The following is a 24,466-nucleotide window of genomic DNA, read 5'->3' as shown; positions in this document are numbered from 1 at the left end:
GAAACCCAGGAGTTCCCGTGCTCTTCAACCCGCGTACGTATGACCCCGCCCAGTTCGACGACACCACCCGCCGCCTGCTGCGCGCGACCGTGGACTGGTTCGAGTCGCGTGGCAAGAAGGCGCTGATCGACACCTACATCGACCGCGCCTGGTACGGGGACTTCCTCGAATTCGCCGCGAAGGAGGGGCTGTTCGCGGAGTTCCTGACGCCCTCCTCGGCCGACCCCGGTGCGAGCGGGCGAGTAGCAGCCAAGCGCTGGGACACCGCCCGGATCGCCGAGCTGAACGAGATCCTCGGCTTCTACGGCCTGGGCTACTGGTACACCTGGCAGGTCACCATCCTGGGCCTGGGACCGGTCTGGCAGAGCGAGAACGAAGCCGTCCGGGCGCGTGCGGCGAAGCTGCTGACGGAGGGCCATGTCATGGCCTTCGGTCTCTCCGAGCGCACCCACGGGGCCGACATCTACTCGACCGACATGATCCTCACCCCGGACGGCGAGGGCGGTTTCACCGCGACCGGCTCCAAGTACTACATCGGCAACGGCAACGTGGCCGGCCTGGTCTCGGTCTTCGGCCGCCGCTCGGACGTCGAGGGCCCGGAGGGGTACGTCTTCTTCGCCGCCGACAGCCGGCACGAGGCGTACCACCTGGTGAAGAACGTGGTGAACGCGCAGATGTACGTCAGCGAGTTCCGCCTGGAGGACTACCCGGTGCGCGCCGAGGACGTGCTGCACACCGGCAAGGCCGCCTTCGACGCCGCGCTGAACACCGTCAACGTCGGCAAGTTCAACCTCTGCACGGCCTCCATCGGCATCTGCGAGCACGCCATGTACGAGGCGGTGACGCACGCCCACAACCGGGTGCTGTACGGCCGGAAGGTCACCGAGTTCCCGCACGTGCGCCGGGAGTTGACCGACGCCTACGCGCGCCTGGTGGCGATGAAGCTGTTCAGCGACCGCGCGGTGGACTACTTCCGCTCGGCCTCGCCCGAGGACCGCAGGTACCTGCTGTTCAACCCGATGACCAAGATGAAGGTCACCACCGAGGGCGAGAAGGTCATCGACCTGATGTGGGACGTCATCGCGGCCAAGGGCTTCGAGGCGGACACCTACTTCGACAAGGCCGCCCGCGACATCCGGGGCCTGCCGAAGCTGGAGGGCACGGTCCACGTCAACCTGGCGCTGATCCTCAAGTTCATGGCCAACTACCTGTTCAACCCGGCCGACTACCCGGCGGTGCCGACCCGGCTGGACGCCACCGACGACACCTTCCTGTTCCACCAGGGCCCGGCCCGGGGCCTGGGTGCGATCCGCTTCCACGACTGGCGCACCGCCTACGACGCGCACGCGCACGTCCCGAACGTGGCGCGCTTCCGCGAGCAGGCCGACGGCCTGTGCACGCTGCTCGCCACCCACGCGCCCGACGCGGCCCAGCAGCAGGACCTGGACTTCCTGCTGGAGATCGGCCAGCTGTTCGCCCTGGTGGTCTACGGCCACCTGGTGCTGGAGCAGGCCGAGTTGACCGGGGTCGACGCGGACCTGCTGGACGGCATCTTCGACTTCCTGGTCCGCGACTTCTCCGCCCACGCCACCGAGCTCCACGGCAAGAGCTCGACCAGCGAGGCGCAGGCCGCCTGGGCGCTCGCCCACCTCCGCCGCCCGGTCGCGGACGCCGAGCGCGCCGAGCGGATCTGGCAGCAGGTCGCCGCACTGAGCGGCGCCTACGAGATGCAGCCGTAGCCGCTTCGAAAGGCCACGGCCGGTCCCCGGGGTCCGCGCGGACCCCGGGGACCGGCCGTTCTCACTCCCGGCCGCTCACTCCACCGGGACCGCGGCCCTCACCGTGCGCCCGGTCGGGTACGGGCGGAGGCGGTCCACGGCGAGGCTGCCGGGGCCGGTCACGGCGATGGCCAGGAAGGCCCAGCAGAACAGCACCGCCGGTTCACCGCCGTTCTCGATGGGCCACAGCGCATGCCCCTGGTGCACGCTGAAGTAGGCGTACGCCATGGACCCCGAGCAGAGCAGCGCCGCGGGCCGGGTGCCGAACCCCAGCAGCACCAGCACCCCGCCGGCCAGCTGGATCAGCGCGGCCCACCAGCCCGGCCACTGGCCGAGGGGGACCGTCCTGCCGTGGGCGCCGCCCAGCACCCCGAACAGGCCGGCAGCACCGTGGCAGGTGAAGAGCAGGGCGACGACGACGCGAAACAGCGCCAGGACGTGCGGCCTGGCGCGATCGGCCAGAGCGTGGGGATCGAAGGACATCGGGTTCTCCTCGGTCGGCGGCCGACCGGTCGGCCGCACGGGGATGAGACGGACCCGGCATCGGCCCCACTCCGGTACCGGCGCGTACGAACGCACTGCGTGACACGCCGCCCGCCCGTTGCGCGCGGCGCCACTTGACGTACTGCGCTCAATTCTGACGGCGCATCACCACGCGGGGCCAGACCCCGACCCTATGAGGTTCCTCAGAGTCCCGGCCGCCCCGCCGGGCCCCGGAACCGGTGGGCAGGAGCACTCCACCGCCGGGCCCCGGAACCGGTGGGCGGGAGCACTCCCCTGCCCGCCGCCGTACCGTGGAGACGGGCCGGGGAGCCGATATCCCACGCCGGTAGCGGAGGGCAACACTCAGCGGTTTCACTGAGCAATCTGCCCAGTGGTTGCCGCGACCTTCTGCTCATCTTGCACAGATTGATCAGCTGGAAATCTCACTGTTGCCCACTGGCCTGGTCGGGAGCAAGCTCTGCGCACAACCGCAGGCACCCACTCCCCCGACCTGCGGAGGCCTCAATGTGGAGGAACACCGATGACCGCCAACGCCGTTGAACTCACTCCCGAGGAGCTGGACGCGGGCCTCGACGCGGAGCAGCTGAGCCGCCTGGTGGGGCTGGTCGAGCACGACTCGGCCGGCGATCCGTTCCCGGTCATCGCGCAGGACGCGATCGTCTTCGTGGTCGGCAACGCCACCCAGACGGCCCACTACTACCAGGCCGTCTTCGGTATGGACCTGGTCGCCTACGCGGGCCCGGAGACCGGCCAGCGGGACCGCAAGTCCTTCGTGCTCCGCTCGGGCTCGTGCCGCTTCGTGATCGAGGGCGGTGTCTCCCCGGACAGCCCGCTGCTGGACCACCACCGCCGCCACGGCGACGGCGTGGTCGACCTGGCGCTGGAGGTGCCGGACGTCGACAAGTGCATCGAGCACGCCCGCTCCCTGGGTGCGAAGGTCCTGGAGGAGCCGAACGACGTCTTTGACGAGCACGGCACCGTCCGCCGCGCCGCCATCGCCACCTACGGCGAGACCCGGCACACCCTCATCGACCGCTCCCGCTACAACGGCCCCTACCTGCCGGGCTTCGTCGCCGCCGAGACCAGGGTGACCCGCCCCGAGGGCGCCCCCCGCCGCCTGTTCCAGGCCCTGGACCACGCGGTCGGCAACGTCGAGCTCGGCCGGATGGACGAGTGGGTCGCCTTCTACAACCGGGTCATGGGCTTCGTGAACATGGCCGAGTTCGTCGGCGACGACATCGCCACCGAGTACTCCGCCCTGATGAGCAAGGTGGTGGCCAGCGGCAACCACCGGGTGAAGTTCCCGCTGAACGAGCCCGCCATCGCCAAGAAGAAGTCGCAGATCGACGAGTACCTGGAGTTCTACGGCGGCCCGGGCTGCCAGCACCTGGCGCTCGCCACCAACGACATCCTGAGCACGGTGGACGTGCTGCGCGCCAACGGCGTGGAGTTCCTCTCCACCCCCGACTCCTACTACGACGACCCGGAGCTGCGGGCGCGGATCGGCAAGGTGCGGGTCCCGGTCGAGGAGCTCAAGAAGCGCCACATCCTGGTCGACCGCGACGAGGACGGCTACCTGCTGCAGATCTTCACCAAGCCGCAGGGCGACCGGCCGACGGTGTTCTTCGAGTTCATCGAGCGGCATGGTTCGCTGGGCTTCGGGAAGGGCAACTTCAAGGCGCTCTTCGAGTCCCTGGAGCGTGAGCAGGACAAGCGCGGCAACCTCTGAGCCGCGTCACCCGAGGGAGATCCGACCATGGCGCACTACCGGCAGCTGGGCAGCATCCCGCGCAAGCGGCACACCCAGCACCGTACCCCCGAAGGCGGGCTGTACTACGAGGAGTTGATGGGTGAGGAGGGCTTCTTCTCGGACTCCTCGCTGCTCTACCACAAGGGCATCCCCTCGGCGATGGTGGACGCCGTGCCGTGGGAGCTGCCCGGCCTCGCCACCACCCCGAACCTGCCGCTCAAGCCGCGGCACCTGAAGCTGCACGAGCTGTTCCCGGGTGAGGAGTGGAAGAACACCGACGCCGTGACCGGCCGCCGCCTGGTGCTCGGCAACGGCGACGTGCGGATCGGGTACGTGGCCGCCGGTGCGCCGAGCTCGCTCTACCGCAACGGGCTCGGCGACGAGTGCGTCTACGTGGAGTCGGGGGCGGCCACGCTGGAGACGGTGTTCGGCGCGCTGAAGGTCGGCCAGGGCGACTACGTGATCATCCCCCGGTCCACCACCCACCGCTGGGTGCCGACCGGGGACGCCCCGCTGCGCGCGTACTGCATCGAGGCCAACAGCCACATCACCCCGGCCAGGCGCTACCTCTCCAAGTACGGCCAGCTCCTGGAGCACGCGCCGTACTGCGAGCGGGACCTGCGCGGTCCCGTCGGCCCGCTGCTGGTCGAGGGGACCGACGTGGAGGTGCTGGTCAAGCACCGCGGACCGAACGGCGTCGTCGGCACCAGGTACGTGCTGCCGCACCACCCGTTCGACGTGGTCGGCTGGGACGGCTGCCTCTACCCGTACGCGTTCAACATCAGCGACTACGAGCCGATCACCGGGCGGATCCACCAGCCGCCGCCGGCCCACCAGGTCTTCGAGGGCGACAACTTCGTGATCTGCAACTTCGTGCCGCGCAAGGTGGACTACCACCCGCTGTCCATCCCGGTGCCGTACTACCACGCCAACGTGGACAGCGACGAGGTCATGTTCTACTGCGGCGGCAACTACGAGGCCCGCAAGGGCTCGGGGATCGGCCAGGGCTCGATCTCGCTGCACCCGGGCGGCCACACCCACGGGCCGCAGCCGGGTGCCTACGAGCGCAGCATCGGCGTCGAGTTCTTCGACGAACTGGCGGTGATGGTGGACACCTTCCGCCCGCTGGAGCTGGGCGAGGGTGCGACGGCGAGCGAGGACCCGGGCTACGCCTGGACCTGGTCGGGCGGACGGGGGCCGGCCCGGTGAGCGCCATCCCCCCGCTGTTCCAGGGGCTGTTCGACGACGCGGCGGTCTTCCCGCCGGGGGACATGCCAGTGCCCGAGGCGGTGCCCGCGCACCGGGTCCACCGGGCCGCCTGGTACACCGAGGCGGTCGGCCCGTTCCTCTGCGGAGCGGGCCGGCTGGCCGAGTTGGCCGCGCTGGACTCGACCGGGGTGCAGGTCGTCCTGGTACTGCCGGGCGGCGTGGCACAGCTCGGGTCCGCGGTGGCGGCGCCGGTGAACCTGGTGTCCGTCGAGGTGGCCGCCACCACCCCGGTCCGGAAGGTGGTGGCCGCGCTCGACGAGCGGCTGCCCGAGGGGGTCACGGCGGTGGTCGAGATCCCGCGCGACGGCCGCGACCTCGGGCAGTCGCTGGACGCGCTGGCCGGAACCCCGTACCGGGCCAAGTTCCGCACCGGCGGGCTGACCGCCGAGACGTTCCCGAGCGAGGCGGAGCTGGCGGCCTTCCTCACCGGCTGCGCCGAGCGCGGGCTGCCCTACAAGTGCACCGCGGGGCTGCACCACGCCGTCCGGCACACCGACCCGGCGAGCGGCTTCGAGTACCACGGCTTCCTGAACGTCCTGCTGGCGGCCGGGGCACCGGAGCGGGCCGGCGAGCTGCTCGCCGAGCGCTCGGGCAAGGTCCTGGCCGCCATGGCGGGCGAGTTGACCGAGGGCCAGATCGCCCGGATCCGCGGCTCGTTCACCGCCTTCGGCACCTGCAGTATCGTCGAACCGCTCGCCGACCTGGCCGAACTGGGCCTGCTGGAAACCCCACTGGAGAACCGTTGACCACCACCTGGCTCGCCGTCCCGCAGGATTCGCCGTTCGGCCCGGACAATCTGCCGTACGGCGTCTTCACCGCGCCCGACCAGCCCGGTCGGCGCCGGATCGGCGTCGCCATCGGCGAGTTCGTGCTGGACCTGGGCGCCGCCGCCCGTGCGGCGGGCGAACCCTCGGTGCTGCTCGACGCCGACACGCTCAACCCGCTGCTGGCCGCGGGCCGTTCGGTCTGGACTCAGGTCCGCACCGCGCTGGTCCGCTGGCTCGGCGACGAGTCGTTCCGCTCCGTGATCAGCCCCTGTCTGCTGGAGCGCGGCGAGGTCGAGCTGCACCTGCCGTTCGAGGTCGCCGACTACGTCGACTTCTACGCCTCCGAGCACCACGCGAGCAATCTCGGCCGGATCTTCCGCCCCGGCTCCGACCCGCTCACCCCCAACTGGAAGCACCTGCCGATCGGCTACCACGGCCGCGCGGGAACGGTGGTGGTCTCCGGCACACCGGTGGTCCGGCCGCACGGCCAGCGCAAGGCACCCACCGACCCGCTGCCGTCCTTCGGGCCGTCCCGACGGCTGGACATCGAGGCCGAGGTCGGCTTCGTGGTCGGCACCGGGACCGAACTGGGCACCGCCGTCCCGCTGGAGGCGTTCCGCGAGCACGTCTTCGGTGTGGTGCTGCTCAACGACTGGTCCGCGCGGGACATCCAGGCCTGGGAGTACGTGCCGCTCGGCCCCTTCCTCGGCAAGTCCTTCGCCACCTCGGTCTCCCCGTGGGTGGTACCGCTCGACGCCCTGGAGCACGCCCGCACGGCGCCGCCGGCGCGTGACGTCGAACCGCTCCCCTACCTGGACGACCGCCAGGCCGAGCCCTGGGGCCTGGACATCGCCCTGGAGGTCCGGCTCAACGGGCACCCCATCTCGCGGCCGCCGTTCGCGTCGATGTACTGGACGGCGGCGCAGCAGCTCGCGCACCTGACGGTCAACGGCGCCTCGCTGCGGCCGGGCGACCTGTTCGCCTCCGGCACCGTCAGCGGCCCCGAGGTCGACAGCCGGGGCGCCCTGATCGAGCTCACCTGGAACGGCGAGAACCCGGTCAAGCTCCCGGACGGCACCACCCGCGCCTTCCTGGAGAACGGCGACGAGGTCACCATCACCGCCACCGCCCCGGGCCCGAACGGCACCCGCATCGGCTTCGGCGAGGTCACCGGACGCATCGTCCCGTAACGCCTCGGTGGGGAACCGCGTGCCGGGCCAGGCACCTTGCGCGGTTCCCCACCGTGTCCGGGCGCGTCCCGCCCTCGTGGCGAGCAGTCACCGCTCGCCCTGCCGGGCAGCTGCGCCAGGCGGTTGACAGCGCGAACGGTCGGGGCGGGTCGAACGGATTTCCCCGGTCGACGCGCTGATACTGCGGCGATGAGCGAACGTCAGGATTATGTGCCAAGACGCCTGTTGCTGGTGGCCGGCGGAATGACCCTGCTCGCCGCCTGCGGATCGTCCGGCAAGGACCGCACCGCCTCCGGGGAGCCCGCCCCGACCGGTTCCGCCTCGGGGAGCCCGACGGCGAAGGGCGGCCCGGGCGGCGGGGCCACGCCGGCTCCCTCGCTCCCCGCCGTCCAGCCCGTCGCCACCGCGAAGGAACCCGAGTACCACGTTCACGCGGGGGACATGGAGGTGGCCCTGACCTTCGACGACGGCCCGAGCCCCACGTACACCCCGCAGGTGCTCTCCGTCCTGCACCAGTACAACGTCACCGCGACGTTCTTCATGATCGGCACCAATGTCGAGCGGCACCCCGACGTCCTGCGCCAGGTCCTCGCGGCCGGGCACCTGGTGGGCAACCACACCTGGTCCCACCCCGACCTCAGGACCCTGGCCCCGGCCAAGGTCCGCGAGGAGATCGAACGCACCAGCGAGATCATCACCCGGGTCGGCGGAGGCCGTCCGCCGATCCTGTTCCGGGCGCCCTACGGCAACTTCACCAGCACCGCGATGGCCGTCAGCGCCTCCCTCGGGATGCACCCGGTGGACTGGTCGGTCGACCCGAGGGACTGGTCGAGGCCGGGTGCCGACGCCATCACCCAGCGGGTGCTGACCGCGATCGAGCCGGGGGCGATCGTGCTCAACCACGACGGCGCGCTGCTCGACCCGGGCGAGACCGAGATCGGCGGCGCCGCCGACCGCTCGGAGACCGTCGCCGCCGTCAAGGCCTACCTGCCCCGTCTGATCGCCTCCGGATACAGGTTCACCGTCCCCGACCCGGCCCGCTGACGGCTCCGGCACGCGCCCCCGCCCCGGGACAGGGCGGGGGCGCCGCCGTGTCCGGGGGGATCACGGAAGCGGGCCGCACCTGGACGCACGTCCGAGTACCGTGTCCGTGGATCTTGCACCGCACCGCCGACCGGCACCGCCGTCCGGCACACGGTGGACCTGCCCGGACAGCGAGGAGAGGTACGCAGCATGACCACGGACGGACCGGACGTAACCCTGCACACCGACGGCCGAGCCGCCCGCATCGTGCTCAACCGGCCACGCTCCCTCAACGCCCTCACCCACGGGATGCTGCTGCGGATCCGCGAGGCCCTGGACGCCTGGGCCGTGGACGAGCGCATCGCCACCGTCGTACTGACCGGCGCGGGCGAGCGCGGGCTGTGCGCCGGCGCGGACATCCGCGCCCTGCACGACGACGCCAAGCTCGGCGGAGCCCGCGCCCGGCGGTTCTTCCGGGACGAGTACCTGCTGAACCACGCCATCGCCGGCTACGCCAAGCCCTACGTCGCGGTGATGGACGGCATCACCATGGGCGGCGGTGTCGGCCTCTCCGCGCACGGCGGCGTCCGGGTGGTCACCGAGCGCTCCCAGGTGGCCATGCCGGAGACCAGGATCGGGCTGGTGCCGGACGTCGGCGGCAGCCATCTGCTCGCCCACGCGCCCGGTGAACTCGGCACCCACTTCGGCCTGACCGCCGCCTCGATGGGTCCCGGCGACGCGATCCTGCTCGGCTTCGCGGACACCTTCGTGCCCACCGCGTCGCTGGCCGCCTTCACCGCCGCGCTCGCCGGACGCGACGCCCCCGAGGCCGTCCGCGAGTTCGCCGCCGAGGCCCCCGCGGCCGAGATCGCCGCCCAGCGGGAGTGGATCGACGGCTGCTACGCCGCCGACACCGTGGAGGAGATCCTGGACCGGCTGCTCGACAGCGGCGTGCCGGAGGCCAAGGAGGCCGCCGAGCGGATCCGGGCCAAGTCCCCGACCGCGCTCAAGGTGACGCTGGCCGCGCTGCGCCGGGCCCGTACGCACGCCACGCTGGCCGAGACCCTGGAGCAGGAGTACCGGGTCTCCTGCGCCGCCCTCGACACGCCCGACCTGGTCGAGGGCATCCGCGCCCAGGTGGTCGACAAGGACCGCGACCCCCGTTGGTCCCCCGCAGCCCTCTCCGGGGTCACCCCTCAGGAGGTCGCCCGCTTCTTCGCCCCGCGGCCGGACGGCGGCCTGGGACTGGCCGCCTCGCTCGGGTGACCATCGTCTCGGCTGCCGAGACTGGCGCTCGGCGGCCTCGGTCCGGGATTGTTGGCTCGTCAGGGCGTATGCCGCCGAACAGCAGTGGGAGTCACAGGCGATGACCGAGTACGAGACGATCCTGGTGGAGCGCAGGGGCCGGGTCGGGCTGATCACGCTCAACCGGCCGAAGGCGCTCAACGCGCTGAACACCCGGCTGATGACCGAGGTCGTCGCGGCCGCGAAGTCCTTCGACCGCGATCCGGAGATCGGCTGTCTGGTGGTCACCGGATCCGAGAAGGCCTTCGCGGCCGGAGCGGACATCAAGGAGATGCAGGACAACCGCTTCCCCGAGGTCTACCTGGACGACTGGCTCGGCCCGTGGGACGAGCTCGGCCGGCTGCGCAAGCCGGTAGTCGCGGCCGTGGCCGGCTACGCGCTGGGCGGCGGCTGCGAGTTGGCGATGCTCTGCGACATCCTGCTCGCCGCCGACACCGCGCAGTTCGGCCAGCCGGAGATCAAGCTGGGCGTCATCCCGGGCATCGGCGGCTCGCAGCGGCTCACCCGGGCGATCGGCAAGGCCAAGGCGATGGAACTCTGCCTGACCGGGCGGATGATGGGCGCGGAGGAGGCCGAGCGGGCCGGCCTGGTCTCCCGGGTGGTCCCGGCAGCCGACCTGCTCACCGAGGCGCTGGCCACCGCCGAGAAGGTCGCCGCGATGTCCACCCCGGCCGCCGTGATGATGAAGGAGAGCGTCAACCGGGCCTTCGAGACCACCCTCGCCGAGGGCGTCCGCTTCGAACGCCGCCTCTTCCACGCCGCCTTCGCCACCGCCGACCAGAAGGAGGGCATGGCCGCCTTCGCCGAGAAGCGCAAGCCCTCCTTCCAGAACCGGTAGGCACCGGGGCACCTCCTTCGGGGCGCGCGAGGCTCCACGGCCCGGGCGAGCCGTCACGGCGCGGACCGGCGCCCGCGCGCCGCCTCGCGCGCCCGGCGTGATCCGCCTCGCGCGCCTGGAGTGGTCCGCCGGACGGTCCCTAACCGTCCAGCGGGACCAGGGCGTTGATGCGGGCCAGACCGGCCCGGGTGGCGGCGACCACGATGCGGTCGCCGGGCACCAGCCGCCTCGCCCAGTCCGCGTAGTTCCACTGGTAGTCCTCGGGGCGGCGGGCCAGCCGTACGGCGATCACCCGTACGCCGCCCGGGTCCTCGATGTCGTGCAGGTTCTGGCCGACCAGCGCGCTGCCCTCCTCGGCGGCGAGTTCGGCGATCATCAGCACCTGCCGGTAGACCGAGAGGGTGCCCAGCACGTCCCGGCCCATCAGGGAGGCGGCGAAGGCGGGGGCGGAGAGGTAGGAGACCGAGCGGGAGGCCACGTTGCCCAGGGTGGCGTAGACGTGCTGGGCGAAGTCGTCGTCGAAGAGCCGGACCACGATCCGCACCTCGCGGCGGGCCGCCCGCGCCTCCAGCGCCGCCTCCAGATTGGTCGCGTCGTCGCTGGTGACCGCCACCACCGCCCGGCTGTACCTGACCCGGGCCCGCAGCAGCTGGTTCTCCAGCGAGCCGTCGCCGACCACCACCGGGATCCCCAGGGCCCGGGCCGCCGCGATACCCCTGGCCTGAGGGTCCCGCTCGACGCAGACCACCGGCACCCCCGCCTCCCGCACCAGGGTCGCCACCCGGGTGCCGACGTTGCCGAGGCCGACCACGATGACGTGGTCCCGGATGCCCGCGCCGGGCGCCCTCGGCAGGCCGCGCCGCCCGGTGGAGAGCGCGTCCACCACCATCGCGGTGAGCACCGGGACGAAGGTGATCCCGCAGAAGGTGACGACCACCTGGGCCGCCCGCTGCCAGAGCGCTCCCGGCACCACCACACCCGGCTGGTCCGGCTGGGCGGCGCCCGCCATGTCCAGCAGGGTGAAGTAGACCGCCCAGGGGAGGCTTCCGGTGTAGTACCAGATCACCACCGCGCCGATCAGCACCGCCACCAGGGCGGTGATCAGCACCAGCCGGAGCCGGGCGCTGGTGAAGAACCGCAGCGCGTCCAGCACTCCCCAGCGCAGCCTGGTGAACCACCCGATGGCCAGCGGCGGTTCGCTGGTCAGCGTCTGCAGCGCGGCGATCCCGCCGGAGTCCCGCCGCTCGGCACGGTCCGCGCGCGAGCCCAGTTCTATCGGCCCCTCCTCGCCGAACCGCCGGGCCAGCTCGATGAATTCGGCCGCCCGCCCGGCGGTGTCGGGCAGCAGCCGCAGCCGGCTCAGGTCCTGCCGGTCGATCCGGTCCGCCACCACGCAGATCTGGTTGGCGTGGATGTCCTCGTCGTACGCGACGTAGAGGTAGCGGTCGCCCACCTTCACCGAGTTGGGACGCCCGAGGGCACCGGCGGCGAAGGCGGGCGCGGCGGTGGCCGAGCCGGACAGCGCCGAGCCGTTGTCCAGCAGCTGCTCGATGTGCTCGCCCAGCCGCTGGTTGAACATCCTCAGGACCACCCGGATTCCGGGGTTGTGGCCCTGTGCGTTCAGCGCGGCGTGGATGTTCTCCTGGTCCGAGGCGTCCACCAGGGCGATGCCCCGGGCGCCGTCCACCCCGGCGGCGCGCAGCGCCTCGTCGGTGATGGTCGCATGCTCCAGTACGGCCGAGACTCCCGCTATTCGCAGGATCTGCGGGCCGTGGTCCCGGGTGAGGTCCGGGACCAGGGCCACCACCTGGACGTCGTACTGCTCGATGAGTTCGCGGATCAGCCGGTGTGCGAGCGCGTTCCCGCCGCAGACCACGTAGTGGCCCGTGAACCGCTCGCCCGAAGGCTCGACCTGAGGGTTCCCCCGCCCTTCTTGAGTCATCGTCGGAGTGTACTGATCCGAGCCGACATCCGGGTGAGCACCGGATGACCGGTCGAACCCGGGTGCCCCGGGCCGGGGTTGAGGCGCCGGGTGTCACCCCGGCGGCCACCGGCGGCCGTGCGGCCGGGAGCGCCGTCCGCGCTGGCCGGCGGCTCGGAGGGGAGCGGCACGTACCGGCCGGCGGCGGACGTGCTCAGTCGAATCCGACCGGAGCGAAGTGGGAGACGGTCGGCGGGTGCTTGAGATAGCCGAACTCGCCCTCGGCCCAGATCGGGCGGATCCGCCACATCGGCCCCGCGTAGGCGCGTACCGCCGCCTCGTCCCGCCAGCGGCTGATCACCATGATCCGGTGGTCGGTGTCGGTCACGGACCGCATCAGCTCGGCTCCCCCGAAGCCGTCGGTCCGGTCCAGCCCCGAGAGCACCTCGGTGGCGAGCTTGGCGCAGAATTCGTCGGCCCGTTCCGGCGTGACCTGCGCCTCCCAGATTCTGATGATCATGGCTGCCTCCTCGCGAGGGGTGTTCCCATTATCCGCGCGCGGACCGGTTCAAAGGTCCGTTCGGCCGCGCGCCGATTGCCGGTGCTCCGGACCCGCCCGAGACTCAGAAGACGCCCGGCCGGACCGGCCCGGGAAACGGATCGAGACAGGGAAAGGGGACACTCCCCATGGCGATCTGCGTGGTGTGCAACAACGACTACTGGCTGGCCTTCGAGGTCCGGACGATCACCGGTGACAGCTACGTGTTCGACAGCTTCGAGTGCGCCATGGAGAAGCTGGCGCCCCGCTGCGAGTACTGCCAGGTACGGATCGTCGGGCACGGGGTCGAGGTCTCCGGCAAGTTCTTCTGCTGCGCCAACTGCGCCCGCCGCGACGGCGGCCTGGGCGAGCAGATCCGGGACGCGGTCGGCGCCCACCCCGCCTGAGCGGATACACCGGCCGTCCGCACGGGCCCGGCCGTCGTGGCGGGGCGAGTTGTGCGGGGCCTCCCGCGACGGACCGGTCAGGCCTGCGGCTCCCACCGGCCGCAGTACTCGATGTGGATCCCACGGGCCCGACCGAGGGTGCCGGGTCGTAGTCGATGGGCAAGGTCGTCCGTGGGGACGGCGCCGGACAGGGCATGGCCGGTTCAGTGGCCCGGCGGGGTGAAGGTGAAGCGCAGCGATCCGACCCGGTGGTCGAAGCTGGAGGGGATCAACTCGGGTTCGCCGACCGAGCGGAGGTCGGGCAGCCGGGTGTAGAGCTCGTGCAGCAGGGCCTTCATCTCCTGGCGGGCGAGGTGGGCGCCGAGGCAGAAGTGCGGTCCGCCGCCGCCGAATCCGAGGTGCGGGTTGGGTGAGCGGGTGATGTCGAAGACCTCGGGGTCGGTGAAGACGGCCTCGTCGCGGTTGGCCGAGCCGAAGAACAGGACCACCTTGTCGCCCTTGGCGAGCGGCGCGCCGCCGAGCCGGTGGTCGGCGGCCAGGGTGCGGCGGAACTGGATGATCGGGGTCGAGTACCGGACGATCTCCTCGACCGCGCCGCCGAGGTGGGCGTCGAGGTCGGAGAGCAGCAGTTCGCGCTGGTCGGGGTGGCCGGTCAGCAGGTGCAGCCCGTGGGCGAGCGCGTTGCGGGTGGTCTCGACCCCGGCGACCAGCAGCAGGGAGAAGAAGGCGCCCAGTTCACGGGAGTTGAGCCGCCTTCCGTCGACGTCGGCGGTGACCAGGGCGGAGATCAGGTCGTCGGTGGGCCGGCGGCGCCGCTCCCGGCCGAGGGCGGCGATGACGGACTGCATCCGGGCGAGGGCGCGCAGGCCGCGTCCGGGTACGCGCAGCCGGCCCCGGGCCACTCCGGTGTGCTCGGAGGCGCGGTTGACCTGCTGGAGGATCCGGCGGCGCTGCCGCTCGGGGATGCCCATCATGTTGCAGATCACCTGGTAGGGCAGTTCGGCGGCGACCGCTGCCACGAAGTCGTCCGGGCGGCGGGCCAGCACGTCGTCCACGATCCGTCCGGCGACCCGGCGGATGTCGTCCTCGACCCTGGCGATCAGGCGGGGGGTGAAGGCCCGGGAGACGATCCGGCGCAGGTCGGCATGGCGGGGGTCGTCCAGGTTGACCATCGAGTCGCCGAACAGCACGCGGACCCAGCGGGCCGGCTCGGGGGTGGTGACGCCGGGGGAGCTGATGAAGACCTCGGGCATTCGGCTGGCGGCGACCACGTCGGCGTGCCGGACCAGGGCGTGGAAACCCCGGCCGGTACGCGGGTCGGTGCAGAAGAGCGGCCGGTCGAGGGCGCGCAGCCGGGCGAAGGCGGCGGTCCGTTCCCGGACCGGAAGGCTCCAGAACCCCGGATGGGCGGGGTCGATCCCACCGAGTGGGTGGCCGGTGTCCGAGGCGGTGCCCGCCGGTGCGCTCATGCGGAAGTTATCGTTCAGTGATCTACTGGATGTCAAATTCCCTGCGCCATAAGGATTTTCGTTGCGAATGATATGACGGCGCAGGAAAACCGCCTTCACCGGCACTGTCCTACCGACCCGATAACGTCTGCCCCTATGAACCGAACTGACTACGCGTCCGCACTCCGCCGCGACGGCGCCCGCCTGGCCGAGGCCGCCGCGGGAAACCTCGCCCTGCCCGTACCCAGCTGCCCGGAGTGGAGCGTCGCCGACCTGGTCTGGCACACCGGCGAGGTGTACACCTTCTGGACCGGGATCGCCGGTGGCGAGCTGGCCGGCCACGAGGAGTACGTCGAGCCCGGGCGCCCGGCCGAGGAGGACCTGCTCGCCTGGTTCGCCGGCACCCTGGAGCGGTGCGCGGCCACCCTGGAGCGGCTCGACCCGGAGCTGCCCCGCTGGACCTGGTCCGACCGGAAGGACGCCGGCTTCATCCAGCGCAGGATGGCGCAGGAGACCGCCGTCCACGCCTGGGACGGGCTGGCCGCCACCGGCCGGGACGAGCCGGTCGAGCGCGGGCTGGCGGTGGACGGCGTGGCCGAGTTCCTCACCCACTTCGGCGGCACCCCGCCGGCCGGCCTCCCCGAGGCCGGGCTCCACCTGCACGCCACGGACGGCCCCGGCGAGTGGTCGCTGCGCGCGGTGGACGGAGCCTGGCAGCTGCGCGAGGAGCACGGCAAGGGTGCCGCCGCCGTCCGGGGCAGCGCCTCCGACCTGCTGCTCCTGCTCTGGCAGCGCCGCACCCCCGAGCAGTTGGAGACCTTCGGCGACCCGGAGGCGCTGAAGCTGTTCCTGGGCGCCTTCCGGCGGGGCTGACCGCCGCCCGGCCAGGCGGTGCGCCGGTCCGCGGGGCCGGGTGGCGGCGGCGGAGCACCCGGCCCTGCTCCGCTTCGACGCCTGCTCCGCCCCGTGGCAGTCCGCCTGGGATACCGTCCAGGCAGGCGGCCACGGGGCCGGTCGCGGATGTGGGCGAGGTGCGGCGGTGGATCCACAGCAGATGCTGGCGGTCGCGATCGAGGAGGCCAGGACCGGGCTCGCCGAGGGCGGTATCCCGATCGGAGCGGCGCTGTTCGGGCCGGGCGGGGAGGTGCTCGGCCGGGGGCACAACCGCCGGGTCCAGGACGGCGATCCGTCCATGCACGCCGAGACCGCGGCCTTCCGCGCGGCGGGCCGCCTGCGCGATTACGGCCGTACCACGATGGTCACCACGCTCTCGCCCTGCTGGTACTGCTCGGGCCTGGTACGGCAGTTCGGGATCGGCCACGTGGTGATCGGCGAGTCCCGGACCTTCACCGGCGGCCAGGACTGGCTGGCCCGGCACGGCGTACGGATCACACTGCTGGACGACCCGGAGTGCGTCCGCCTGATGACCGCCTTCATCGCCGCCCGGCCCGAGCTCTGGGCCGAGGACATCGGCGGGCCGACCGCCTGACCTGCGGCTTCGCCGGAGGGTCGGCGGACTTGCCCGTGGCATGAGCCAACTGCCCCTTTTCGGCGGGAAATTGATGGGCAAGGAGCGGTAAAGGCTGCGCGCCCGGCCTTGTCCCGACCCACGACCCGTCAGTAACGTCATGGTCACGCCATCCTGGCGCTGCCGTACGCGGCGCGTCCGTTGGCGAGCCGAGCCGTACGCCATGCGCCGGCCACCGGCACCGGATCCCCCACGCAGCACCACCCTTTCACAGCACCGTCCCTTCACGGTGCACCTCGCTTTCAGCGCAACTCCCTTCAGCGCAACTTCCGTACCGCGCACGCACATTGATCGCGCGGCACCTGTACCGCGCGTCGACGGCACGCGGCCGAACAGCCGCAGCCGCTCAGCACATGCCGAGCACCGTCAGCACGGGCACGAGCCCGCACCGGCAGCGACCCCACGCCGGGCGGCCGCGTCCCCTCGCCCCCACGGAGGGTCGACCCTTGCGCTTCCACTCCCCCACCGGTCCGCGCCTGCCGCGACCGCGCAGACTCCTCGCCGCCCTGCCCGCCATGGCGATGGCCGCCACCGGCCTGCTCGCGGTCTCCGCCCCGAGTGCGACCGCCACCGCGGGCACGCCGTCCCCGGCCGTCCACACCAAGCGGCTGTGCGCGGCCCCGAGCCACCCCGGCGAGATGGCCTGTCTCGCGCTGGCCCGCACCGACATCGCGGCCAAGCCGTCCCTCGCGCCGAACGCCACACCGTCCGGCTACGGACCGAGCGACCTCGCCTCCGCCTACAACCTCCCGTCCGCCACGGCGGGATCGGGCACCACGGTCGCCATCGTCGACGCCCAGGACGACCCCAACGCCGAGTCGGACCTGGCGACCTACCGGACGCAGTACAACCTGCCCGCCTGCACCACCGCCAACGGCTGCTTCAAGAAGATCGACCAGAACGGCGGCAGCAACTACCCGACCGCCGACACCGGCTGGTCCGGGGAGATCTCGCTCGACGTCGACATGGTCAGCGCGATCTGCCCCAACTGCCACATCCTGCTGGTCGAGGCCAGCAGCGCCAACATGAGCGACCTCGGCGCGGCCGTCAACGAGGCCGTCGCCCAGGGCGCCAAGTACGTCTCCAACAGCTACGGTGCCGCGGAGGACTCCACCGACCTGAGCTCCGACAGCAGCTACTTCAACCACCCCGGTGTCGCCATCACCGTCTCCTCCGGCGACTCCGGCTACGGCGTGGAGTACCCGGCGGCCTCCCAGTACGTGACCTCGGTGGGCGGCACCACGCTCAACCGCGACTCCAGTGCGCGTGGCTGGAGCGAGTCGGTCTGGGGCTCCAGCTCCGGTGGCGAGGGCGCGGGCTCCGGCTGCTCGGCCGACGACCCCAAGCCGAGCTGGCAGACCGACAGCGGCTGCTCGATGCGTACCGTGGCCGACGTCTCCGCGGTCGCCGACCCGGCCACCGGCCTGGCCGTCTACCAGACCTACGGCGGCAGCGGCTGGGCGGTCTACGGCGGCACCAGCGCCTCCTCGCCGATCATCGCGAGCGTGTACGCGCTGGCCGGCGCCCCCGCCGCCGGCGGCTACCCGGCCTCGTACCCGTACGCGCACCCCTCCGCGCTCAACGACGTGACCAGCGGCGCCAACGGCAGCTGCTCGCCGTCGTACCTCTGCACGGCCGGCGCCGGCTACGACGGCCCGACCGGCCTCGGCACCCCGAACGGCACCGCCGCCTTCACCTCCGGCGGCAGCACCGGCGGCAACACCGTGACGGTCGGCAACCCGGGCAACCAGACCACCGCACAGGGCGGTTCGGTCAGCCTGCAGCTCTCCGCGCACGACTCGGCCTCCGGCCAGACCCTCCGCTACAGCGCGAGTGGGCTGCCCACCGGACTGTCCGTCAACTCCACCACCGGCCTGATCACCGGCACCGCGAGCGCCGCGGGCACCTACAACGTGACCGTCACCGCGACCGACTCCACCAACGCGAGCGGCTCGGCCGCCTTCACCTGGACGGTCACCGGCTCCTCCGGCGGCTGCACCGGCGCCCAGCTGCTCGGCAACCCCGGCTTCGAGACCGGCAGCGCCTCGCCGTGGACCGCGACCAGCGGTGTCATCGACAACTCCAGCAGCGAGCCCGCCCACTCCGGCAGCTGGAAGGCCTGGCTGGACGGCTACGGCACCACCCACACCGACACCCTCTCGCAGACCGTGACCATCCCGGCGGGCTGCAAGGCCTCCTTCAGCTTCTGGCTGCACGTCGACACCGCCGAGACCGGCAGCACCGCGTACGACACGCTGACCGTCCAGGCCAACTCGACCACGCTGGCCACCTACTCCAACGCCGACGCCAACACCGGCTACGTCCAGAAGACCTTCGACCTCTCCTCCTTCGCGGGTAAGTCGGTGACCGTCAAGTTCACCGGCACCGAGGACTCCTCGCTGCAGACCAGCTTCGTCATCGACGACACCGCGCTCAACGTCTCCTGACCCAGCGCCGCCTCAGCTGGACGCGCCCGCGCTCGGTGAGCGGTCCCGGCGCCGGCGCACGCGGACAGCACGAGGGGCGGCCGGATCCCCCGCTCGGTGAGCGGGGGATCCGGCCGCCCCTGACGGCGGTTGTACGGGCGCGTCAGCCGCGGGCCTCGGCGACGGCCGCGCCGAGCGCCTCCTTGATCCGGGGACCGAGGCGGGCGAAGCCGAGCTCCTTCATGGCGGCCCGGAGCAGTTCGTCATCGGTGCGCTCGACGCCGTCGCCGTCGATCCAGCGGACCAGGGAACGGAGTTCCCCGGGCGTGTAGGCGGTGATCGGCTGACCCGCGGTGAGCGAGGGCTTCCTCGGACGGCGGACCCGCTTGGGGCGCTCCGGCTCGGACGCGGTCTCCGGCTCGGACGCGGTCTCCGGCTCGGCCTTGGTGGCGGCCGCCTCCTCGGCGACGGGGGCGGGCTCGGCGACGGCCTCAGGCTCGGCGACAGGGGCGGGCTCGGTGGTCAGCTCCGGGGCGGCTTCGGGCTCCGCCATCGGTTCGGCCTCGGCAGCCGGTGCCGCCTCGGGCTCGGCCACAGGCGCGATGGCCTCGGTTTCGGCGACGGCCTCAGGCTCGGCCAGCGGCGCGGCCTCCAGCTGAGGCTCAGCGACCGATGCGATCTCGCTCTCGGCGGCGACCTCAGGCTCGGGCGCGACGGCCTCCGCCGCCTCCTCGGCGACGGCCTCAGGCTCGGTCACCGGCTCGGCCTCCAGCTGAGGCTCAGCGACCGATGCGATCTCGCTCTCGGCGGCGACCTCAGGCTCGGGCGCGACGGCCTCAGGCTCGGCCTCGGTCTGCTCCTCGGTGACCGCGACATCAGCCCCGGCCGGGACGCCGGCCTCGGGCTCCTCGGTCACGACGGCAGCCTCGGCAACCTCTGCCACGACCTCAGCCTGCTCGGCCTCGGCCTCAACCTCAGCCTCGGGCGCGGGCGCGGGCGCGACCTCCGCCGCCACGGCCACAACCACGGCCTCAACTTCGACCTCAGCCTCGGGCGCAGGCTCGACCGCGTCAGCCTCGATCACGGTCTCCGGCCGTGCCGCCGGGATCTCCACCTCGACGACCGGAGCCGCCTCGGCTGCCGCGGCCTCCTCCGCACCGGGATCGCTCTCGGTACGCGGCCCGGCCGCGAGCGCCTGCCGGGCCGCCTCCACACCGCCGTCGGCGGTGTCGGCGGCACCGGTGCGGCGGTCGTACGCGGCGAGGGCGGCCTCGCGGTCGGCCTGGCGCTCCGCCAGCTCCTCGTACAGCTCGGCGAGCCCGGCGCCGTGCAGCTCCGCACGGAGCGCCCGCAGCGTCGGCAGCCGGTAGAGGGTGCCCTCGTCGGCGGCCAGGCGGTCGACCAGCTCGGTGAGTTCGCCGAGCGGGGCCTGCTCCAGGTCGCGTCCGGGCAGCAGCCTTCCGAGCGCGCGGACGGCCTCGGTGAGCGCCTCCACCGCCTGCGCGGCCTCGGCCAGCCGGGTCGCGTCGACCGGGACGACCGGCCGCACCTTCCGAGCGGGGTCGGCCGGAGCGGAGCCCGCGAGGGCCGTCCAGTCGGCCCGCTCCGCCGCCGCCGCGGCCAGCGCCTCGTGCAGGTCGGCCCGCCGGGTGCGGCCGCCGGCGGCCAGCTGCCTGGCCTGGGCGCGCAGGGCCCGGCGCCGGCCCCAGGAGAGCCTGACGCCCTGCTCCTTGCGCCAGCGGGAACCCGCCGTCGCCGCCGCGAGCGCCGCCAGGTCGGCGTCGTACGCCTCGGGCCTGAGCTTGGCGGACGTGTCCTGCATACGCCGCAGGACGCCGATGACCAGGCCGAGGGCGACCACACTGTCCGGCTCGCCCAGGCCGCCCGGGGCCACCAGCGCGGTGACGGCGGCTCGGGTGGCCGGCACGTCCCGGCTGCGCAGCTCGGCGAGGACGGTGGAGGCGGCGCGGGCGTCCTCGGAGCTGCCGATGGCTTCGCAGGCCGCGTACCAGGGGTGGGTGTCGGCGGTCACGGTGAAGCCGCCGAGTTCGGCGTACCGGCCGAGGTCCTCGCGCGGATTCGGCCGGGTCCCGGTGTCGGTGGTGGCCGCCGGGTCGTCCGCCGGCGCGGGCTCGGTGTCGTTCTGGTAACGCACAGTCATGGTGATGTCCGGTTCGTGGCAGGGCAGTCAGGGACGGGACGGGCATCGTCCGGCGGCGCGGGCGGGAGGAGCGCGGTGCCCGGCGCGGGCGACCAGGATACGGGTGGGCGTTCGAGGCATGCACGCACCCGGTCCGCTGCGACCTGAGGTGACACACCCCGTTGGCGCACGCGGCCGCCGGTTTTCTCCCGGTTCGGGGGCTCGGCGGCCCGGTGCGCGGCGGGCTCGCCGCGGTTCACGGTTCCCCCGGCGCCGGTCGGTGCCGGGCGGGCTTCGCCGCCCGCGGCACCAGGAACGCCAGATCACGGTAGGTCACGGGAGGAAGGTACTCCCGTACCGGCGTGCGCTCCCACCACGCGCCGGTGGTGCGCAGCGTGCGCCAGTCGGTGAACCGGTAGTGGTAGAGCAGCGCCCTTACATAGCGCGGGGGTTCGTCGGGGAACGGGTTGCGCCGCAGCAGGCGGAGTGTGTCGGGGTCGTTGACCAGCAGCCGGGCGACGAAGGCGGCGAACCAGGGGCGGCCGTAGACGGGGGAGATCGCGGCGAACCACATCAGCCAGTCCAGCCGGAGATGGTACGGCGCGAACTGGCGCGGCAGGCGCCTCAGCTCACCCGGTTTGCCCTTGAAGGCGTACTCGCGCCACTGCACGCCGGGGCCGAGCTCCTGTGAGCTGGTGCCCTGGACCACCACCTCGTAGCGGATCCGGTTGATCGAGCCGAACGCTCCGTAGGCGTTGACGAGATGGAACCGGTTGAACGAGCGGTTCATCAGCTGGCGGCGGGAGACCAGGTTGCGGGCCGGCCAGTAGCTGAGGACGACGAAGAGCACCGTCACGGCGAGCACCGGAAGTTGGAACCAGAGCGGTCCGGGGTGCAGGGCGGGCGGCGTCGGCACCGGGAGCAGCCGGGCGATCGAGGTGGTGTCCACGGCGGAGAGCGCCAGGGCGATGGTCAGCCAGTTGAGCCAGGCGAAGTTGCCGGAGGTGATCAGCCAGAGCTGGGTGACCACGATCAGCAGGGCGGCGGTGCTGGCGATCGGCTGGGGCAGGAAGAGGCAGACGGGGACGACGAGTTGGACGAAGTGGTTGGCGGCCACCTCGGCCTTGTGCAGCGGTACGGGCAGGTGGTGGAAGAACCAGCTGAGCGGCCCCGGCATCGGCTGTGTCTCGTGGTGGTAGTTCAGGCAGGTCAGATCGCGCCAGCACTGGTCACCGCGCAGTTTGATCAGCCCGGCCCCGAACTCGACCCGGAACAGCAGCCAGCGCAGCAGCCACAGGATCAGCACCGGCGGCGCGATCCGGGCGTTTCCGAGGAAGGCGGCCAGGAAGCCCGACTCCAGCAGCAGCGACTCCCAGCCGAAGGCGTACCAGGTCTGGCCGACGTTGACGATCGAGAGGTAGAGCACCCAGAGCAGCAGCCAGCCGAGCACCGCCGCCCAGAGCGGGACCAGGTCGGCCGCGCCGGCCAGGACCGCCGCGGCGAGCGCGGCGCCGGTCCAGCAGACGGCGGCGAACGTGCGGTCGGAGTAGTGCAGATGGAACAGGCTGGGTGAACGCTCCATCGGGACCCGGGCGGTGAAGCGCGGCACGGGCAGCATGCCGCGCTCGCCGATCAGCGCGCGGAACTGGCTGACGGCGGCCAGGAAGCCGATCAAGTAGAGGGCGGCGACCAGCCGTTGGAAGACCAGCCGTCCGAGCCAGTACTCGGGTGCCGCGAACCACTCCACGCCGGCTGCTCCTCCCACGCCTTCCGGGGGTCATGCCTACCACTCGCCGGTCCCGGGGCGGGCCGCGGCGGGCGGCGGGCGGCGCCGGGTTCAACCACTCGGCGGACCCGGCGCACGGTCCAGTCCGTACCCCCGGGCGGAGCGCCAGGCGCCCCCTTCCGGCATCGGACGGATCCCCGACGGGACGTCATATCCCCTCGCGTCCGCCGTCCCGGCTGTGATGCCATACCTTGTACAGCACCAATACCGGGAGATACTCATGACCGCTGCACCGGGGCAGTCCCGTCCCTCCGACTCCAGCGCCCCCGAGCTGCTCGCGCCTGGCTCCGACACCGCCCGTCCGAGGATCAGCGGCACCACCTGGGCCGCGCTCGCCATCGTCTACGTCGTCTGGGGCTCCACCTACCTGGCGATCCGAATAGCCGTCGAGACCATCCCGCCGTTCCTCTCGGCGACCGCCCGTTTCGTCGTGGCGGGACTGCTGCTGGCGCTCCTGCTGGCGGGGCGGCAGGGGCCCTCCGTACTGCGGGTGAGCGCCCGCCAGCTGGGGTCGGCGGCGCTGGTGGGGGTGATGCTGCTGCTCGGCGGCAACGGCCTGGTGGTGCTGGCGGAGCAGTCGGGGGTGCCGTCCGGGCTCGCCGCCCTTCTGGTGGCGGCCGTACCGCTCTGGGTGGTGCTGCTGCGCCGTGCCTCCGGTCAGCACACCCCGGCGGTCACCATCGCAGGCGTACTGGTCGGCCTGCTCGGACTCGTGGTGCTGACGGTGCCGGGGCTGAGCGGCGAGGTGAAGCTGGCCGGGCTGCTCACGGTCATCGGCGCGACCCTGTCCTGGTCGGCCGGCTCGTTCCTGGCGAGCCGGCTGCCGCTGCCCGGGAACCCGCTCACCGCCAGCGTGTACGAGATGCTGGCCGGCGGACTGGCCTGTCTGCCGGTCGCGGCGGCCAAGGGCGAGCTGCACCACCTGGACCCGTCGGCCGTCTCGACCGGCTCCTGGCTGGCACTCGGCTACCTGATCGTCTTCGGTTCGCTGATCGCCTTCAGCGCGTACGCCTGGCTGCTCCAGTCGGCCCCGCTGCCGCTGGTCGCGACCTATGCGTATGTGAACCCCGTGGTGGCCGTCTTCCTCGGCTGGCTGATCGTCTCCGAGCCGCTCAGCTGGCCGATCATGCTCGGCGGGGCGATCGTGGTGGGCGGAGTCTTCCTGGTGGTCCGCAGCGAACGATGAGTCAACAGTGACCGGAGTGAGCATATTGACGTGTAGTCATATCGCTGACTCTGATCACCGTTGAGAAAACCGCTGCAGAAACCGCCCCAGGAGGCGGTTTCGAGATTCGGAGGGAAAACCGATGGACCACCCCGCATTCGGGACCTGGAGCGTCGAGCGCGCGGCGGTGGTCCGCGCCCCCGACGGCGCGAGGGTCCGGCCGCTGGCGGCACTCGCGGGCCAGGGCAGCATGGCCCAGTTCGAGCTGCCGCCCGGCGGGGTCACTGCGGCGGTCTCACACGCCACCGTCCAGGAGATCTGGCAGGTCACCGAGGGCACCGGGCAGATCTGGCGCCGCCAGGACGGCCGCGAGGAGATCACCGGGCTGCGGCCGGGGACCGTGGTCACCGTCCCGCTCGGCACCGCCTTCCAGTTCCGCGCCGACCCGGACTCCGTGCCGCTGCGGCTGACGGCCGTCACCATGCCGCCCTGGCCGGAGGACGACGACGAGGCCCGGCCCGAGCAGGGCCCCTGGGAGACGAACCTCGTCGGCTGAGCGGCTCATTGATTCACCGATTTATTCGTTGAACACCTGACGGGAGTGTGTCCGACTCGCCCCACCTATCCGCATGGATTCTTCACAAAGTGGTCCCACGTTCGACCAGCCTCATTCTGGTGGTTTA

The 24,466-nt window shown here is 72.2% G+C and carries 20 protein-coding genes; 14 read left to right on the top strand and 6 right to left on the bottom strand.

Translation table 11 applies throughout. The annotated features are described in order from the left end of the window. The first annotated feature begins 17 nt into the window (after positions 1-17). Positions 18-1,739, top strand: a complete 1,722-nt coding sequence (locus ACSMTC_RS29690) for an acyl-CoA dehydrogenase family protein (protein ID WP_436562800.1) — start codon at positions 18-20, stop codon at positions 1,737-1,739. Positions 1,740-1,814: 75 nt separating this feature from the next. Here the strand turns inward: ACSMTC_RS29690 and ACSMTC_RS29685 are convergent, their stop codons facing one another. Beyond that, the gene (locus tag ACSMTC_RS29685) at positions 1,815-2,261 is read right to left on the bottom strand and encodes a DoxX family protein (RefSeq protein WP_436562799.1); all 447 of its coding nucleotides are present in this window, start codon (positions 2,259-2,261) and stop codon (positions 1,815-1,817) included. A gap of 613 nt (positions 2,262-2,874) precedes the next feature. On the opposite strand from ACSMTC_RS29685, the gene hppD reads away from it, so the two are divergent. From hppD to ACSMTC_RS29650, 7 genes are all read left to right on the top strand, one after another. Then, entirely contained in the window at positions 2,875-4,011 is a 1,137-nt protein-coding gene (gene hppD, locus ACSMTC_RS29680; RefSeq protein WP_436564844.1) for a 4-hydroxyphenylpyruvate dioxygenase, read from the top strand. 27 nt (positions 4,012-4,038) lie between these two features. Further along, positions 4,039-5,241: a homogentisate 1,2-dioxygenase gene (locus ACSMTC_RS29675; RefSeq protein ID WP_436562798.1), complete on the top strand. Its 1,203-nt coding sequence runs from the start codon at positions 4,039-4,041 to the stop codon at positions 5,239-5,241. Then, entirely contained in the window at positions 5,238-6,047 is an 810-nt protein-coding gene (locus ACSMTC_RS29670) for a hypothetical protein (protein WP_436562797.1), read from the top strand. Before ACSMTC_RS29675 ends, ACSMTC_RS29670 begins: the two co-directional genes overlap by 4 nt. After that, positions 6,044-7,258, top strand: coding sequence for a fumarylacetoacetase (fahA, locus tag ACSMTC_RS29665; protein ID WP_436562796.1), 1,215 nt, complete (start codon positions 6,044-6,046; stop codon positions 7,256-7,258). Before ACSMTC_RS29670 ends, fahA begins: the two co-directional genes overlap by 4 nt. A gap of 189 nt (positions 7,259-7,447) precedes the next feature. Beyond that, on the top strand, positions 7,448-8,302 hold the full coding sequence (locus ACSMTC_RS29660) for a polysaccharide deacetylase family protein (RefSeq protein WP_436562795.1): 855 nt from the start codon (positions 7,448-7,450) through the stop codon (positions 8,300-8,302). Between the two features lie 189 nt (positions 8,303-8,491). Further along, on the top strand, positions 8,492-9,547 hold the full coding sequence (locus tag ACSMTC_RS29655; protein WP_436562794.1) for an enoyl-CoA hydratase/isomerase family protein: 1,056 nt from the start codon (positions 8,492-8,494) through the stop codon (positions 9,545-9,547). 100 nt (positions 9,548-9,647) lie between these two features. Further along, on the top strand, positions 9,648-10,424 hold the full coding sequence (locus ACSMTC_RS29650; RefSeq protein ID WP_436562793.1) for an enoyl-CoA hydratase: 777 nt from the start codon (positions 9,648-9,650) through the stop codon (positions 10,422-10,424). A 139-nt stretch (positions 10,425-10,563) separates the two neighbouring features. Here ACSMTC_RS29650 and ACSMTC_RS29645 read toward each other — a convergent pair whose 3' ends face one another. Both ACSMTC_RS29645 and ACSMTC_RS29640 read right to left on the bottom strand, forming a co-directional pair. Next, positions 10,564-12,366 carry an NAD-binding protein gene (locus tag ACSMTC_RS29645; protein ID WP_436562792.1) on the bottom strand — a complete coding sequence of 601 codons (1,803 nt, stop codon included), beginning with the start codon at positions 12,364-12,366 and terminating at the stop codon, positions 10,564-10,566. Positions 12,367-12,559: 193 nt separating this feature from the next. After that, entirely contained in the window at positions 12,560-12,865 is a 306-nt protein-coding gene (locus ACSMTC_RS29640; protein WP_436562791.1) for an antibiotic biosynthesis monooxygenase family protein, read from the bottom strand. A 167-nt stretch (positions 12,866-13,032) separates the two neighbouring features. Here ACSMTC_RS29640 and ACSMTC_RS29635 point away from each other — a divergent pair, with 167 nt between their 5' ends. Beyond that, positions 13,033-13,290, top strand: a complete 258-nt coding sequence (locus ACSMTC_RS29635; RefSeq protein WP_436562790.1) for a Prokaryotic metallothionein — start codon at positions 13,033-13,035, stop codon at positions 13,288-13,290. Positions 13,291-13,493: 203 nt separating this feature from the next. On the opposite strand, the gene ACSMTC_RS29630 is transcribed toward ACSMTC_RS29635, so the two are convergent. Continuing rightward, positions 13,494-14,759 (bottom strand): cytochrome P450, encoded by a 1,266-nt coding sequence (locus ACSMTC_RS29630; RefSeq protein ID WP_436562789.1) that lies wholly within the window; start codon positions 14,757-14,759, stop codon positions 13,494-13,496. Between the two features lie 135 nt (positions 14,760-14,894). Here ACSMTC_RS29630 and ACSMTC_RS29625 point away from each other — a divergent pair, with 135 nt between their 5' ends. The 3 genes from ACSMTC_RS29625 (at position 14,895) to ACSMTC_RS29615 (ending at position 18,713) form a co-directional block, all read left to right on the top strand. Next, entirely contained in the window at positions 14,895-15,611 is a 717-nt protein-coding gene (locus ACSMTC_RS29625) for a maleylpyruvate isomerase family mycothiol-dependent enzyme (protein ID WP_436562788.1), read from the top strand. Positions 15,612-15,792: 181 nt separating this feature from the next. Continuing rightward, on the top strand, positions 15,793-16,227 hold the full coding sequence (locus tag ACSMTC_RS29620) for a nucleoside deaminase (protein WP_436564843.1): 435 nt from the start codon (positions 15,793-15,795) through the stop codon (positions 16,225-16,227). 554 nt (positions 16,228-16,781) lie between these two features. Beyond that, positions 16,782-18,713, top strand: coding sequence for a putative Ig domain-containing protein (locus tag ACSMTC_RS29615; RefSeq protein ID WP_436564842.1), 1,932 nt, complete (start codon positions 16,782-16,784; stop codon positions 18,711-18,713). 142 nt (positions 18,714-18,855) lie between these two features. On the opposite strand, the gene ACSMTC_RS29610 is transcribed toward ACSMTC_RS29615, so the two are convergent. Beyond that, entirely contained in the window at positions 18,856-20,853 is a 1,998-nt protein-coding gene (locus ACSMTC_RS29610; protein WP_436562787.1) for a hypothetical protein, read from the bottom strand. A gap of 235 nt (positions 20,854-21,088) precedes the next feature. Then, positions 21,089-22,579: a lipase maturation factor family protein gene (locus ACSMTC_RS29605; RefSeq protein ID WP_436562786.1), complete on the bottom strand. Its 1,491-nt coding sequence runs from the start codon at positions 22,577-22,579 to the stop codon at positions 21,089-21,091. A 259-nt stretch (positions 22,580-22,838) separates the two neighbouring features. Here ACSMTC_RS29605 and ACSMTC_RS29600 point away from each other — a divergent pair, with 259 nt between their 5' ends. Continuing rightward, positions 22,839-23,804, top strand: coding sequence for an EamA family transporter (locus ACSMTC_RS29600; RefSeq protein ID WP_436562785.1), 966 nt, complete (start codon positions 22,839-22,841; stop codon positions 23,802-23,804). 121 nt (positions 23,805-23,925) lie between these two features. Then, positions 23,926-24,339: a cupin domain-containing protein gene (locus tag ACSMTC_RS29595; RefSeq protein ID WP_436562784.1), complete on the top strand. Its 414-nt coding sequence runs from the start codon at positions 23,926-23,928 to the stop codon at positions 24,337-24,339. The last annotated feature ends 127 nt before the right edge of the window (positions 24,340-24,466 follow it).

The organism is Kitasatospora sp. HPM-01-4 (genome assembly GCF_051374625.1).
Taxonomy (GTDB): Bacteria; Actinomycetota; Actinomycetes; order Streptomycetales; family Streptomycetaceae; genus Kitasatospora.
This window is presented reverse-complemented; position numbering and strand designations above follow the sequence as displayed.

Coding starts and splice junctions, on each gene's coding strand:
- ACSMTC_RS29685 (WP_436562799.1), bottom strand. CDS start 2,261: ATGTCCTTCGATCCCCACGCTCTGGCCGATCGCGCCAGGCCGCACGTC.
- ACSMTC_RS29675 (WP_436562798.1), top strand. CDS start 4,039: ATGGCGCACTACCGGCAGCTGGGCAGCATCCCGCGCAAGCGGCACACC.
- ACSMTC_RS29660 (WP_436562795.1), top strand. CDS start 7,448: ATGAGCGAACGTCAGGATTATGTGCCAAGACGCCTGTTGCTGGTGGCC.
- ACSMTC_RS29655 (WP_436562794.1), top strand. CDS start 8,492: ATGACCACGGACGGACCGGACGTAACCCTGCACACCGACGGCCGAGCC.
- ACSMTC_RS29650 (WP_436562793.1), top strand. CDS start 9,648: ATGACCGAGTACGAGACGATCCTGGTGGAGCGCAGGGGCCGGGTCGGG.
- ACSMTC_RS29645 (WP_436562792.1), bottom strand. CDS start 12,366: ATGACTCAAGAAGGGCGGGGGAACCCTCAGGTCGAGCCTTCGGGCGAG.
- ACSMTC_RS29640 (WP_436562791.1), bottom strand. CDS start 12,865: ATGATCATCAGAATCTGGGAGGCGCAGGTCACGCCGGAACGGGCCGAC.
- ACSMTC_RS29635 (WP_436562790.1), top strand. CDS start 13,033: ATGGCGATCTGCGTGGTGTGCAACAACGACTACTGGCTGGCCTTCGAG.
- ACSMTC_RS29630 (WP_436562789.1), bottom strand. CDS start 14,759: ATGAGCGCACCGGCGGGCACCGCCTCGGACACCGGCCACCCACTCGGT.
- ACSMTC_RS29625 (WP_436562788.1), top strand. CDS start 14,895: ATGAACCGAACTGACTACGCGTCCGCACTCCGCCGCGACGGCGCCCGC.
- ACSMTC_RS29620 (WP_436564843.1), top strand. CDS start 15,793: ATGCTGGCGGTCGCGATCGAGGAGGCCAGGACCGGGCTCGCCGAGGGC.
- ACSMTC_RS29615 (WP_436564842.1), top strand. CDS start 16,782: ATGGCGATGGCCGCCACCGGCCTGCTCGCGGTCTCCGCCCCGAGTGCG.
- ACSMTC_RS29610 (WP_436562787.1), bottom strand. CDS start 20,853: ATGACTGTGCGTTACCAGAACGACACCGAGCCCGCGCCGGCGGACGAC.
- ACSMTC_RS29600 (WP_436562785.1), top strand. CDS start 22,839: ATGACCGCTGCACCGGGGCAGTCCCGTCCCTCCGACTCCAGCGCCCCC.
- ACSMTC_RS29595 (WP_436562784.1), top strand. CDS start 23,926: ATGGACCACCCCGCATTCGGGACCTGGAGCGTCGAGCGCGCGGCGGTG.